This window comes from Paraburkholderia caballeronis (assembly GCF_900104845.1).
GTDB lineage: Bacteria > Pseudomonadota > Gammaproteobacteria > Burkholderiales > Burkholderiaceae > Paraburkholderia > Paraburkholderia caballeronis.
In genome coordinates this window covers 2,560,687-2,576,280 of record NZ_FNSR01000001.1, presented here as the reverse complement: position 1 = coordinate 2,576,280, position 15,594 = coordinate 2,560,687, and the positions used below count along the sequence as shown (strand labels likewise).

The following is a 15,594-nucleotide window of genomic DNA, read 5'->3' as shown; positions in this document are numbered from 1 at the left end:
GTACCCACAATCCGTTGTCGGAGTCCGCACCCGATGAAAACGCTGTTTTTGCAGGCCCCTTCGTACGACGGCTTCGACGGCGGCGCTGGCTCGCGCTACCAGGCGAAACGCGAGATCCGTTCGTTCTGGTATCCGACGTGGCTCGCGCAGCCCGCCGCGATGGTCCCCGGCAGCCGCGTGCTCGACGCGCCGGCCGATGGCCTGTCGGTCGCGGATACGCTGAGGATCGCGGACGACTACGACCTCGTGATCGTCCACACGAGTACGCCGTCGTTCCCGAGCGACGCGATGTTCGCACAGGAGCTGAAGAAGCGCCGTCCGGCGACGCTGATCGGGATGGTCGGCGCGAAGGTCGCGGTCGATCCGCACAGCTCGCTGACCGCAACCGGCGCGATCGACTTCGTGTGCCGCGAGGAGTTCGACTACACCTGCCAGGAGATCGCGGAAGGCAGGCCGTTCAGCGAGATTCTCGGCCTGTCGTATCGCGCGCAGGACGGCTCGATCGAGCACAACGCGGCGCGGCCGATGATCGAGAACATGGACGAACTGCCGTTCGTCGCGCCGGTCTACAAGCGCGACCTGAAAATCAAAAACTACTTCATCGGCTATCTGAACTATCCATACGTGTCGATCTACACCGGACGCGGCTGCAAGTCGCGCTGCACGTTCTGCCTGTGGCCGCAGACGGTCGGCGGCCATCGTTACCGCACGCGTTCGGTCGCGAGCGTGCTCGAAGAGGTGACGTGGATTCGCGACAACCTGCCGGAAGTGAAGGAGATCATGTTCGACGACGACACCTTCACCGACGACCTGCCGCGCGTCGAGGAGATCGCGCGCGGGTTGGGCAAGCTCGGCGTCACATGGTCGTGCAACGCGAAGGCGAATGTGCCGTACGACACGCTGAAGGTCATGAAGGACAACGGTCTGCGATTGCTGCTGGTCGGTTACGAGTCCGGCGACGACCAGATTCTGGTCAACATCAAGAAGGGCTTGCGCACGGATTTCGCGCGCCGCTTCAACGCGGACTGCCACAAGCTCGGCATCAAGATTCACGGCACGTTCATTCTCGGGCTGCCGGGCGAGACGCAGGACACGATCCGCAAGACGATCGACTACGCGAAGGAAATCAATCCGCACACGATCCAGGTGTCGCTGGCCGCGCCGTATCCGGGCACGACGCTCTACAGGCAGGCGGTGGAGAACGGCTGGCCCGAAGAGAACAAGGTCATCAACCTGGTGAGCAAGGAAGGGGTTCAACTGGCGGCGATCGGTTATCCGCATCTGTCGCGCGAGGACATCTATCACCAGCTTGAGGCGTTCTACCGCGAGTTCTACTTCCGGCCGTCGAAGATCTGGGAGATCGTGCGCGAGATGCTGACGAGTTGGGAGATGATGCAGCGACGCCTGCGCGAAGGCGTCGAGTTCTTCCGCTTCCTGCGCGCGCACGAGGCGTGATGACCCGCACGCTGATTGTCACCGCGGACGACTTCGGGCTGCACGAGCGCGTGAATATTGCGGTCGAGCGCGCGCATTGCGACGGCGTGCTGACTGCCGCGAGCCTGATGGTCGGCGCGCCGGCCGCAAGCGACGCGGTCGAGCGCGCACGGCGTCTGCCGCGTCTGCGCGTCGGGCTGCATCTGGTGCTCGCGGACGGCCCCGCGATGCTGCCTCCCGCGCACATCCCGGCGCTGGTCGACGAAAGCGGGCGCTTCGGCGACCGGATGGCGCGGGACGGCTTTCGTTTTTTCCTGCTGCCGCATGTGCGCGCGCAGCTCGCGCGGGAAATCCGCGCGCAGTTCGACGCGTTCGCGACGACGGGCCTCGCGCTCGATCACGTGAATACGCACAAGCACTTCCACCTGCACCCGACCGTGCTCGCGATGATCGTGCGGATCGGCCGCGACTACGGGCTGCGCGCGGTGCGCCTGCCGTGCGAGGCGAATGCGCCGTGGTGGCTGCGTCCGTGGATCGGGCTCGTGCGCGCGCGGCTGCGCCGCGCGGGCATCGCGCACAACGACTACGTGGTCGGCATCGCGAACACCGGAGCGATGGACGAAGCCGCGTGGCTCGACGCGCTCGCGCATCTGCCGCCCGGCGTCGGCGAGATCTACAGCCATCCGGCCATCGCCGGCGACGGCCCGGTCACGCCGACGATGCACGCGTACCGCCCGGAGGACGAACTGGCGGCGCTGCTGTCGCCGCGCGTGGCGGCCGCGCTCGACGCGGCGGGCATCGTGCGCGGCGGGTTCGCGGATGTGTTTCCGCCGGCGGGCGCGGCTCGCGCCCAGGCGCCCGAACGGGGAGCGTTACCGTCATGAAGTGGTTGCAGTGGGCGGGGCTGCCGGTCGGCATCGCGATCCTGATCGCGCTGATCGTCCGCGACGGCGCCGCCGACGTGATGCACGTGATCGGCGCCGCCGGTCCGGCGCTGCTGTGGCTCGTGCCGTTCCACGCATTGCCGCTCGTGCTCGACGCGCACGCGTGGCGGCTGCTGCTCGACCGCCGCGTGTCGCTCGCGTTCCTGTGGTGGGCCGCGACCGTGCGCGAGGCGGTGAGCCGGCTGCTGCCGGTCGCGGGCATCGGCGGCGAGATCGTCGGCATCCGGCTCGCGCGCTGGAAGCATGACGACGCGAGTGTCGTCAGCGCATCGGTGATCGTCGAGGTGCTGGTGACGATCGCGGTCCAGTATGCGTTCTCCGCGCTCGGGCTCGTGCTGATCGTCGCGGCGACCGGCGAGTCCGGCGTGCTGCGCACGGTCGGGCTCGCGCTGCTGCTGTCGTTGCCGGTGCCGGTGGTGCTCGCCGTGCTGCTGCGTCGCGGCGGCCTCTTCCATGCGATCGAGCGGTGGGCGGCGCGGCTGCTCGGGGCGTCGCATCCGCTGCTGCAAGGGATCGACGGCGGGCGGCTCGACGCCGATATCGACGCGCTGATGTCGCGTACCGGCCTGCTGCTGCGCGCGTTCCTGTGGCAGCTTGGCGGTTATATGGCCGGCGCGTTCGAGACGTGGTGGGCGCTGCAACTGCTCGGCCATCCGGTGTCGGTCGGCGGCGCGCTCGCGATCGAGGCGCTCACGCAGGCGGTGCGGCATGCGGCGTTCATGGTGCCGGCGGGGCTTGGCGTGCAGGAGGCGGCGGTGGTGCTGCTCGCGCAGCTGTTCGGCGTCGATCATCAGGTCGCGCTGTCGCTCGCGCTCGTGAAGCGGGTGCGCGAGGTGATCTTCGGCTGTCTTGCGCTGCTGTCGTGGCAGGCGGTCGAACTCGCGCGCGGACGGCGTTATCTGCCGCGCGCGGCGCGGGACGGGTACGATACGGGCGATGACGGTGTCGATGGCGGTGTCGATGGCGGCACAAGGCGCCGTGCGCCCGCGAAACCCAAGGTGAGCGCAAAACCGTCCGGCGTGCCGTCCGTTGCGAAGTCCGCGCCCGCGTCGCGCCCGCCGGACGCGCACGACAGGATCCACTGAAAGCAGCGGGGCAATCTGCCCGCGCCATGCGAGCCGATGCGCCGCGTGCTGCGCGGGCGCGGGCTTCGCGGAGGTCGTTCAACCCATGATGTATCGCTTTGCGTCCACACGCGTCGCGCTCGCAACCGCCGTCGTGGCGGCGTCGGGCCTGCTCGCCGCGTGCGACGACCGCCAGGTCGAATCGATGAAACTGACACTGAAGGCGCTGTTCGACTCGGTCAAGCCCGATGCGCTGCTGCTGAAGGGGCTCGCGCCCGGCGTATCGACGCTCGACCAGGTGCGCAGCCAGATGGGCAAGCCCGAGACCGAGCGCGTGTTCGACGACGGCTCGCGCCGGCTCGAATATCCGCGCGGGCCGGAAGGCCTGAACACATACATGGTCGACATCGGGCCGGACGGCCGGCTCGTCGCGATCACCCAGGCGCTGACCGCGGAGAACTTCGCGAAGGTCCGCATCGGCATGACCGAGGACGACGTGCGCCGGCTGCTCGGCAAGCCGGGCCAGGTCGCCGTGTACCGGCTCAAGCCGGAAACCGTGTGGAGCTGGAAGTGGCAGGAGGGCGGCGTTACGCCGGAAGCGTATTTCAACGTGCATTTCGGTCCGGACGCTCGCGTGTCGACGACGTCGCGCTCGGACATTCTGCGCGGACACTGAGCCCGACCGGGCGGAGGAAAAGATGGCAGGCAGGCGGCGCAATCCCCGTATTGGTCTCGTGCTCGGCGGCGGCGCGGCGCGCGGCTGGGCGCACATCGGCGCGATCCGCGCGCTGGAGGAGGCGGGCATCCGGCCGGACGTGGTGTGCGGCACGTCGATCGGCGCGCTGGTCGGCGCGGTGTATGCGAACGGCGACCTCGACTGGCTCGAAGACTGGGTCGGCCGGCTCACGTGGCAGACCGTCGTGCGGCTGCTCGACCTGCGGTTCTCGGGCGGGCTGCTCGGCGGCCGCAAGGTGATCGAGGTGTTCGCGAACCAGTTCAACGGCCGCGACATCGGCGAGCTGCGGATGCCGTTCACGGCGGTCGCGACCGAACTCGACACCGGCCGCGAGGTGTGGCTGCAGGACGGCGGCGTGGTGGACGCGGTGCGCGCGTCGATCGCGATTCCGGGCATCTTCACGCCGATCTGGCATGACGGCGTGTGGCTCGTCGACGGCGGCCTGAGCAATCCGGTGCCGGTGTCCGCCGCGCGCGCGATGCGCGCGAACTGCGTGATTGCGATCGACCTGAATCACGACATCCTGAACGGCCGCGACCTCGGCGGCGCGATCGACACACTGCCGCGCGAGCCGGCGGACGCGCCGGTCGTCGACCCGGCCGCGGCGGCGGCCGCCGCGGGCCGGCGCTTCGGCGGGCCGTTCCGGCGCTGGCGGCAGGCGGCCGACGGCGATGCCGCGGGCGTATCGGGCGTGGCCGATCCAGCCGGCGGCGCGGACGTGCGCGTCGCGCCGCCGCCGAGCGCGCGGGTGCCGTCGATGCTGAGCGCGATCGCGCAGAGCATCGACATCATGCAGGTGCGGATCACGCGCAGCCGCCTCGCCGGCGAGCCGGCCGACATCCTGATCCAGCCGCGCCTCGGCGGCATGGGCATCTTCGACTTCCACCGCGCTGCGCCGGCGATCGCCGAAGGCCGCGCGGCCGTGCAGTACATGCTGCCGGCCATTCGCGCGCAACTGGGCATTGCGTAGGGCCGCGTGAGCGCGGCTATCCGGTTCTTCTCTCCTCCGTTCGGAATCGTTGGCCTTCGTCGGTAAGACGATGGGCTGCGGTTCGTCGTCTTTGTCTCATTCGCTGTCAGTGATCGGCGCGTTCCGATAGGGGCGTGCGTGGTTTCGTTGCATCCTCTCCGTTACTGCCGACTTTGTTAACCACCCCTGTCTGAAGGGGTTTTTCCAGATTCGTTTGGAGATCCTGATTGTCGGAATGAGCAATGCCTGGAAGCGATCAAACGTATTTGTGACACAACGTCAATTCCTTTCGATATGAAAGACGATTCTGATGTGCCGCAAAGCGCCATCGGCTATCACACGGCGTAATGCGCAGCAGACGGCAGAGGTGTCCGCGCAGCCAGCCCGTTTCGTCAGCAACGAACGGCCTCGCGGGTTGCTCCTCCTGCACTCATATTCGAACGAGGAGAAACAAGTTGGCCAATATTCGCGTGGTTGCAAAAGAGACCGGACAGGTCGTTGCGCAGAGCGGTAATGAAGTCCGGCTGCTGAAGCCGTCGGTGGTGACGGTCGATATCACGCCGTCGCAGATCCAGTCGATCGCGCGCGACGGCAACCGGATCGTGATCCGGCTGAAGAGCGGCGAGACCGTCACGATCGAAAACTTCTTCGGCCCGAACGGCGAAGCCACCAGCGATCTGGTCATTCACGACAACGACAGCAACGGCTTCTGGGCCGTCGGGTATTCGGATGCGACCGGCGAATTCGCGCTGTCGCCGATCGAATCGGCCGACCAGTTGCTCGCCGCGCAGGCCGCGGGCGACTCGCTCGTCCCGCTGATCGCGTTCGCGGCGGCGGGCGTCGGCATGGGCGTCGCGGCGGGGCTGGCGTCGTCGGGCGGCAACTCGTCCGGCCGTTCGCCGGCGAAGGACAACGCGCAGACGGGCAGCCACTTCGACGTGACGTCGAACAACATGTACGGCCTTGTCGGCACCGCCGATCCGGGCACGTCGATCACGCTGACGCGGCCCGACGGCTCGACGGTCACCACCGTCGCGAGCGACAGCGGCGTCTGGCATTTCAATCCGAATCCGCTGTCGGACGGCGAGCAGGGAACGGTGACCGGCATCGATCCGAACGGCCGGCCGGTCGGCCCGCTCGGCACCGGCGTCGCGGACGTGACGCCGCCGGCGGAACCGGCGATCGAGCATAACGGCGCGGGCGAACTGAGCGGCAGCGCCGAGCCGGGCAGCACGATCACGCTGACGTTGCCGGACGGCAGCACCGTGACGACCGTGACCGACGGCAACGGCCACTGGAGCTTCGGCCCGAATCCGCTCGCCGAAGGCGACGAAGGGACGCTGACGGCGACCGATCCGGCCGGCAATCATTCGGCACCCGAAACGACCGGTCCGGCGGACCGGACGCCGCCGGACGAATCGCAGCTGAGCGTCGACCATAACAACCAGGACGGGCTGTCGGGCACCGGCACGCCGGGCGACACGATCATCCTGACGCTGCCGGACGGCACGACGGTGACGACGATCGTCGATGAAAACGGCCATTGGGAGTTCGTGCCGAATCCGCTGCCGGAAGGCGGCACCGGCACCATCACCGAGGTCGATCCGAACGGCAATACGACCGGCGGCATCACGACCGGTCCGAGCGACCAGACGCCGCCCGATGAAACACAACTGAGCGTCGACGAGAACAACGGACACGGTCTCGGCGGCACCGGCACGCCGGGCGACACGATCACCGTCGAGCGGCCGGACGGCACGACGGTGACGACGATCGTCGACGAGAACGGCCATTGGGAGTTCGTGCCGAACCCGCTGCCCGATGGCGGCACCGGCACGGTGACGGAAACGGACCCGGCCGGTAATTCGACCGGCGGCATCACGACTGGCCCGAGCGACCAGACGCCGCCTGATGACACGCAACTGAGCGTCGACGAGAACAACGGACACGGTCTTGGCGGCACCGGCACGCCGGGCGACACGATCACCGTCGAGCGGCCGGACGGCACGACGGTGACGACGATCGTCGACGAGAACGGCCATTGGGAATTCGTGCCGAACCCGCTGCCGGATGGCGGCACCGGCACGGTGACGGAAACCGACCCGGCCGGTAATTCGACCGGCGGCGTCACGACCGGCCCGAGCGACCAGACGCCGCCGGATGAATCGCAACTGAGCGTCGATGAGAACAACGGCCATGGCCTCGGCGGCACCGGCACGCCGGGCGACACGATCACGGTCGAACGCCCGGACGGCACGACGGTAACGACGACCGTCGATGAAAACGGTCATTGGGAGATCACGCCGAATCCGCTGCCCGATGGCGGCACCGGCACGGTGACGGAAACGGACCCGGCCGGCAACTCGACCGGCGGCATCACGACTGGCCCGAGCGACCAGACGCCGCCGGACGAGTCGCAACTGACCGTTGATGAGAACAACGGCCACGGCCTCGGCGGCACCGGCACGCCGGGCGACACGATCACGGTCGAACGCCCGGACGGCACGACGGTAACGACGACCGTCGATGAAAACGGCCATTGGGAGATCACGCCGAACCCGCTGCCCGATGGCGGCACCGGCACGGTGACCGAAACGGACCCGGCGGGCAACTCGACCGGCGGCATCACGACTGGCCCGAGCGACCAGACAGCGCCGCCCGCGCCGAACGTCGAGCAGAACAACGGCAACGGCCTCGGCGGCACCGGCGAGCCGGGCGACACGATCACGGTCGAGCGCCCGGACGGCAGCACGGTGACGACGACCGTCGATGACAACGGCCACTGGGAAATCGCGCCGAACCCGCTGCCCGACGGCGGCAGCGGCACCGTGACCGAAACCGATCCGGCCGGCAACGTCAGCGACGGCACGACCACCGGTCCGAGCGACCTCGTGCCGCCGGTCTCGACCGACCTCGGCAGCGTGAACCTCGTGGACGACGTCGGCCCGGTCACCGGCACGATCGCGCGCGGCGGCTCGACCGACGATCCGAAGCCGACGTTCAGCGGCCACGCGAGCGGCGACGTCGCGACCGTCAACGTGTACGACAACGGCACGCTGATCGGCAGCGCGGCGGTCGATGCGTCCGGCAACTGGAGCTTCGAGCCGGCCGAACCGCTGGCCGACGGCGCGCACGACTTCCAGGCCGCGCCGGTCGATGCGGCCGGCAACGTAGGCCCGAAAACCGCCGACTGGAGCTTCACGGTCGTGACGGACGCGGCGTCCGCGCCGGCCGCGCCGGCGATCACGCTGGTGACGGACGACGCGGGCCCGGTCACCGGGCCGCTGCAGAAGGGCGACACGACCGACGACCGCACGCCGACGATCAGCGGCACCGGCACGGCCGGCACGACCGTCACGATCTTCGTCAACGGCACCGCGGTCGGCTCGCAGGTGGTGGACGACGACGGCAACTGGAGCGTCACGGTGCCGGCGTTGACCGGCGACGGCCAGAAGACGATCACCGCGCAGGCGAGCGACGGCGCGGGCCGGCAGAGCCCGATGACCGGCGGGTATCCGATCGTGCTCGACACGACCGCGCCGACGGCGCCGGGCGTCGTCACCGCGACCGACGACGTCGGCAGCGTGAAGGGGCCGATCGCGGCAGGCGGCGTGACCGACGACACGCAGCCCGGCTTCAGCGGCAGCGGCGCGGAGCCGGGCGCGACCGTCACCGTGTACGACGGCAGCACCGTGCTTGGCACGACGACCGTCGATGCGTCGGGCAACTGGGCGTTCACGCCGGCCGGCGTGCTCGCGAACGGCAGCCACGCGATCTCGGTCACGCTGACCGACCACGCGGGCAACACGAGCGCGGCCAGCCCCGCTTTGAACTTCACGATCAATCCGGACACGACGGTGGTCAGCATCGTCAAGGCCGTCGATGACGTCGGCCCGATCCAGGGCGACGTCGCGAACAACGGCCTCACCGACGATCCGACGCCGACGCTGGTCGGCACCGCGACGGCCGGCGCGGTCGTGACGGTCAGCGAAGGCGCGACGGTGCTCGGCAGCGTGACCGCCGACGCGTCGGGCAACTGGAGCCTTACGCTGCCCGCGCAGACCGAAGGCGCGCATACGTACACCGCGACATCGAACGGCGCGGGTTCGGGCAGCACCGCGAGCTTCACGCTGAATCTCGACTTGAGCGCACCGGCGGCGCCGGGCATCGGCTCGGTGACGGTGACCGACGACGTCGGCGTGTATCAGGGATCGGTGCCGCAGAACGGCTCGATCGACGACACGACGCCGACGCTCGCGGGCAGCGGCGCGACGCCGGGCGACACGATCAACGTGTACGACAACGGCACGCTGGTCGGCAGCGCGACGGTCGGCCCGGACGGCAACTGGAACTACACGCCGACCACGCCGCTCGCGGAAGGCCAGCACAACCTGACCGTCAGCCAGGTCGATCCGGCCGGCAACGAGAGCGCGCAGAGCGCGCCGTTCGCGGTCGTCGTCGACACGACGCCGCCTGGTCCGCTGGACGGCAGCAGCCTGACGCTGACCGACGACGTCGGCACGATCACCGGCCCGATCGCGCGCGGCAGCGCGACCGACGACGCGCGTCCGACGTTCGGCGGCCGTGCGCCCGCCGGCGACGTCGCGACGGTCAACGTGTACGACAATGGCGCGCTGATCGGCAGCGCCGCGGTCGATGCGTCCGGCAACTGGAGCTTCGAGCCGGATCTGCCGCTCGAAGCCGGTTCGCACAGCTTCCAGGCCGCGCCGGTCGATGCGGCCGGCAACGAAGGACCGCTGACGCCCGCATGGAGCTTCACGATGGCCGGTCCCGCGCCGGCCGCGCCGGCGATCACGCTGGTCACGGACGATGCGGGCCCGGTCACCGGCCCGCTGCAGAAGGGCGACACGACCGACGACCGCACGCCGACGATCAGCGGCACCGGCACGGTCGGCACGACCGTCACGGTGTTCGTCGACGGCACGGCGGTCGGTTCGGCCACCGTGGACAACGACGGCAACTGGAGCGTCACCACGCCGGCGCTGACCGGCGACGGCCAGAAGACGATCACTGCGCAGGCGAGCGACGTCGCGGGCCAGTTGAGCCCGATGACCGGCGGTTATCCGATCGTGCTCGACACGACCGCGCCGACGGCGCCGGGCGTCGTCACCGCGACCGACGACGTCGGCAGCGTGAAGGGGCCGATCGCGGCAGGCGGCGTGACCGACGACACGCAGCCCGACTTCAGCGGCAGCGGCGCGGAGCCGGGCGCGACCGTCACCGTGTACGACGGCGGCAAGGCGCTCGGCACGACGACCGTCGATCAGAACGGCAACTGGAGCTTCACGCCGGTCGATCCGCTCGCGAGCGGCAGCCACGCGGTCTCGGTCACGCTGACCGATCACGCGGGCAACACGAGCGGCGCGAGTCCCGCGCTGAACTTCACCGTCGATCCTGATCCGACGGTGGTCAGCATCGTCAAGGCGACCGACAACGTCGGCAACCTCCAGGGCGACGTCGCGAACAACGGCCTCACCGACGATCCGACGCCGACGCTGGTCGGCACCGCGACGGCCGGCGCGGTCGTGACGGTCAAGGAAGGGACGACGGTGCTCGGCAGCGTGACCGCCGACGCATCGGGCAACTGGAGCCTCACGCTGCCCGCGCAGACCGAAGGCGCGCATACGTACACGGCAACCGCGTCGAACGGCGCGGGCGCGCAGAGCGATGCGAGTTTCACGCTGAACCTCGACCTGACGGTGCCGGCGGTGCCGGACCTCGGCGCGGTGACGGTCGGCGACGACGTCGGCCTGTATCAGGGCGACCTCGCGCAGAACGGCTACACCGACGATACGACGCCGACCCTCGCGGGCAGCGGCGCGACGCCGGGCGACACGATCAAGGTGTACGACAACGGCACGCCGATCGGCAGCGCGACCGTCGCGCCGGACGGCACGTGGAGCTACACGCCGACCACGCCGCTCGCGGAAGGCGCGCACAACCTGAGCGTCAGCGAGGTCGATCCGGCCGGCAACGAGAGCGCGAAGAGCCCACCGTTCGCGATCAACGTCGACACGACCGCGCCGGTCGCGCTCGTCGCGATCACGGCGATCAATCCGGACACCGGCACGCCGGGCGACTTCATCACGTCCGCGACGAACCTGTCCGTGTCCGGCACGCTGTCGCAGGCGCTCGGCGCGAACGAATCGGTGCAGGTGTCGACCGACGGCGGTGCGACGTGGGTCAACGCGACGTCGGTGGCCGGCACGAGCTGGACCTACGTCGATCCGCGCGCGCTGCCCGACGGCGACCAGACCTATCAGGTGCGCGTGATCGACGCGGCCGGCAACGTCGGCAGCACCGCGTCGCAGGTCGTGATCGTCGATACCGGCATCAGCATGGACGTGCAGATCACCGGCATCACGCCCGATAGCGGCGTCGTCGGCGACTTCATCACGAACGCCGGCCAGATCACCGTTTCCGGCACGCTGAGCCGGCCGCTGCCGGGCGGCGGGAAGGTGCAGGTGTCGACCGACGGCGGCAACACGTGGGCCGACGTCGCGACGACCGACACGAACTGGATCTACGCGGACCCGGCGCAGCACACGAGTTCGACCGTCCACTACGACGTGCGCGTGCTCGGGCCGTCCGGCGACGTGGTCAGCACGACCGGCCAGGACATCGTGTTCGACATGACGCCGCCGGCGGCGCTCGCGCAGATCGTGTCGGTCACGCAGGATCTCGGCGCGAGCAGTTCGGACTTCATCACGAGCGACAACCGGCCGGTCATCAACGGCCAGGTCAACCAGCCAGTCGACGACGGTTCGTCGGTGCTCGTCAGCATCGACGGCGGCAATAGCTGGCAGCCGGCGACCACGTTCGACGGCACGAACTGGACGCTCGACCTGACCGGGCAAACGCTCGCGGACGGCAGCTACGTGCTGCAGGCGCGCGTGCAGGACGCGGCCGGCAACCTCGGCACGATCTCCACGCAGCAGTTGCAGATCGACACGCAGCCGGTGGACGCGGGCGGCATTACATCGACGCTCGCGCTGAACGGCGACACGTCGGTCGGCGTGTCCGGCGCGTTCAGCACCGCGCAGACCGCGACGAACGCGGACCTCGTGACCCGCGACGAGTCGCTGACGTTCTCCGGCACGCTGAACAAGGCGCTCGCCACGAACCAGTACCTGCAACTGTCGCTCGACGGCGGCGAGAACTGGATCACGGTGCTGTCGCATAGCGGCGTGCTGTGGACGTACAGCGCCGATCCGCTGACGGCGAGCCAGACGCTCGACGTGCGGCTGCAGGTGGTCAGCGCGTCCGGCGTGGTCGCGACCGGCACGAACTTCGACCACTACTCGGTGGTGGTCGATCTCGACGCGCCGGACAAGATCGCGCTTGCGCCGACGCTCGCGGCGATCACCGACACCGGCGCCGCGTATGCGTTCTCGTCGAGCCTGTACAACAAGGTGGCGGCGGGCTCGCTGGTCGCGCTGGTGGACGACGTGAACCGCGACGGCACCTACGAGGAGGGCATCGACCGGATCACCGGTTACGCGAGCGCGGACCAGAACGGCGACTGGAGCTTCAACGCGTCGCTCGGCAAGGGGCTGCATAGCGTCGGCTTCATGGTGTGGGACGCGGCCGGCAACGCGTCGGGTTTCGGCCCGCTCGTGATGACCAGCACCGGCACGCTGACGAACACGGTCGGCAGCAGCACCAGTTCGACCGGCTGGGGCGGCACCGCCACGGGGGGCGACTGGGGGCTGGGCGCGGGCGCGGCGACGATCGACGAGAACGGCAACTGGGCGTTCTTCCAGAGTTCGATCGGCACGAAGTCGGGCGCGGCCGCCTATTCGGGCTGGGTGTTCGACGTGACGCCGAACGGCTATTCGGCGACCTATCTGCCGGAGTCGTCGGCGGTCGCGAACGCGCCGACGAACGGCGACGACTATGGCCACGTGATCCGTCAGGGCGTGTTCGTCGACGTGAACCGCGACGGCTACATGGACGTGTTAGGCAAGGTCAGCCAGGACTCCGCCGCGGTGGCGCTGTGGACGAAGAATGCGGACGGCAGCTACACCGCCAGCTCGTTCACGTTCCCGACCCCCGCGTGGTGGAACCCGCTCGACCAACAGAACACGTTCGGCGCGGCCGGCTCGGTGATCGCGTGGGACCGGTATGGCGACGGTTACTCGGACTTCGTCGTCACGTACAGCGGCGCGGGGCTCTCGTGGCAATCGGACCAGTCGTACACGTACATCAGCAACAACAACGGCGTGCTGAGCGCGGACGCGGGCCAGAATGGCTTCCGCTGGTTCCAGACTGAGGTCAGCGGCGTGGACGTGAACAACAACGGCACGGTCGATCTCGCGGGCCGTTCCGATCAGGACAGCGGCCGCGCGCTCGACATCCAGTTGTTCAACGCGGACGGCAGCATCGGCGCGGACAAGATGTACAACGGCGTGTTCCGTGGCGATGGCGCGTATTTCAACGCGAACACCGCGTACTCGATGACGTGGGCCGATTTCAACGGCGACGGTTATCTCGACCTGTATCTGAACCGGGGTTACCAGTCGCCGACGACCACCGGCAACAGCGACGAAAGCCGCATCTACCTGAACCAGGGCAACGATGCGAACGGCAACTGGCTCGGGATGAGCGCGAACCCGCTGTATTTCGACGACACGCTGGCCGGAACCGCGAGCAATCACTTCGACGGCGGCGCGTCGCTCGCGGTGGACTGGAACCACGACGGCAAGATGGACGTGATCGAGGTGCCGCGGCAGAACATCGCGAACTACCCGATCAACGCGCCCACAGCACCGATGGTGTACCTGAACAGCGGCACGAACGTGTGGACCGGCACCGGCAAGGCGCTCGGCACGACGCTGTACGACGACATCACCGGCGCGGTCGCGGTCGATTACGACTGGGACGGCGCGGTCGATCTGGTGATGTACCGCGCGGGCAGCACGACCGCCGGCGTCAACTCGAACACCGCGCCGGCCGTGCTGATCCACAACGACAACGCGGTCGCCTACGGCACGAGCCTGACGTTCAAGATCCTCGACCAGAACGGCGTGAACAGCTTCTTCGGCAACACGGTGAAGCTGTACAACTCCGCCGGCGACCTCGTGGCGACGCAGGTGATCAACGCGCAGTCGTCGGTGACGACGGACAGTTCGGGCCTGCTGCACTTCTACGGGCTCGATCCGCACGACACGTACTCGGTGCAGTTGCTGCGCAACGACAACGGTTCGATCAACCACGTCGGCGGCAGCGCGTACAACCAGAGTTACGCGAACGGCACCGTCAACAGCTTCTGGAACGTCTATCCGGGCGACGCGACGAACGTCTACGTGCTGACCGCCGAGGCGACCAACGCGGTCAACGACACGACCGCCGCGGGCATCGTCGGCACCGGCTACAACGACGCGTTCTACGGCACGCTCGGCGACGACGTGATCAACGGCGGCGGCGGCTGGAACACGCTGATGGACGGCAGCCGCGTGTGGAGCGAAACCCAGGGCGGCGATCTGATCGACTACAGCAACGCAACCGGGATGATGAACGTGAACCTGATGACCGGCGTCGCAACCGGCATGGGCAACGACACGTTGATCGGCATCGAGACCGTGATCGGCGGCAACTACGGCAACTCGATCACCGACAACGCGGCGAACAACACGCTGCGCGGCGGCGCGGGCAACGACGTGTTCTATCTGACCAACGGCGGCAACGACACGGTGCAGTTCAACGTGCTGAAAAACGCCGACGCGACCGGCGGTAACGGTCACGACACCGTGTACGGCTTCACGGTGGGCGACACGCTGACGAACGCCAACGCGGACGTGCTGAAGCTGAGCGGCCTGCTGTCCGGCTACGGCGGCACGACGAGCCTGCGGACCGACGGCGGCGAGGTGAAGCTCGACGCCGCGTCGCAGGGGTTGCAGGACTACCTGAAGGTCGAGGTAGTCGGCAACGACACGGTGGTCAGCGTGGACCGCGACGGCGCCGGTGGCCAGTACACATCGACCGCGGTGGTGACGCTCGTGAACGTGCAGACCGATCTGCTGACGTTGCTGCAGAACCATCAGCTGGTGATCTGAGCATGACCGGAGCCCGCTAGAGGCGACGGCATATCGTTCGGAGAGAGGGGAGTGGGTAACGGCGGAGCCCGGCAGCGGGTTCCGCCGTTTTTTTATGCGCGCTTTCGGGGGAAGCGCCTTTTCGCGTGCCTTTTGCGCACGTCGGCCGCATCGTGCCGAACGCCGGCCTATCGAAAAAGCGACGGCAAACTTGCGAAAACGCGCCACGCGCCGACGTGGGCCGAACGTCGCGCGGCATCCCGGCGGTACTCGATATCGCCGGCTCGGGCCGCTTGTTCCGCCATCGCGGCCGCGATGTTGCATCGCAATATCCGCGCCGCGCGCCGTTGAGTGTTTTGGCGTCCGCTGCGATCATCCGCGCGACTTCCGG

Annotated in this window: 6 protein-coding genes; all 6 read left to right on the top strand. The window is 68.7% G+C overall.

Annotated elements, in window-relative coordinates; genetic code table 11:
* The first annotated feature begins 33 nt into the window (after positions 1-33).
* The 6 genes from hpnJ (at position 34) to BLV92_RS11420 (ending at position 15,224) form a co-directional block, all read left to right on the top strand.
* The gene (gene hpnJ, locus BLV92_RS11445; protein ID WP_090544957.1) at positions 34-1,455 is read left to right on the top strand and encodes a hopanoid biosynthesis associated radical SAM protein HpnJ; all 1,422 of its coding nucleotides are present in this window, start codon (positions 34-36) and stop codon (positions 1,453-1,455) included.
* On the top strand, positions 1,455-2,318 hold the full coding sequence (gene hpnK / locus BLV92_RS11440) for a hopanoid biosynthesis-associated protein HpnK (RefSeq protein ID WP_090544955.1): 864 nt from the start codon (positions 1,455-1,457) through the stop codon (positions 2,316-2,318). Before hpnJ ends, hpnK begins: the two co-directional genes overlap by 1 nt.
* Complete coding sequence (locus BLV92_RS11435) at positions 2,315-3,463, top strand: lysylphosphatidylglycerol synthase domain-containing protein (protein WP_090544953.1); 1,149 nt, start codon at positions 2,315-2,317, stop codon at positions 3,461-3,463. The genes hpnK and BLV92_RS11435 overlap by 4 nt, the downstream gene beginning before the upstream one ends.
* Positions 3,464-3,548: 85 nt before the next feature.
* Positions 3,549-4,118, top strand: coding sequence for a hypothetical protein (locus tag BLV92_RS11430; RefSeq protein ID WP_090544951.1), 570 nt, complete (start codon positions 3,549-3,551; stop codon positions 4,116-4,118).
* A 22-nt stretch (positions 4,119-4,140) separates the two neighbouring features.
* Entirely contained in the window at positions 4,141-5,148 is a 1,008-nt protein-coding gene (locus tag BLV92_RS11425; protein WP_090544949.1) for a patatin-like phospholipase family protein, read from the top strand.
* 455 nt (positions 5,149-5,603) lie between these two features.
* Positions 5,604-15,224 (top strand): Ig-like domain-containing protein, encoded by a 9,621-nt coding sequence (locus BLV92_RS11420; RefSeq protein ID WP_167627023.1) that lies wholly within the window; start codon positions 5,604-5,606, stop codon positions 15,222-15,224.
* Positions 15,225-15,594 lie beyond the last annotated feature (370 nt).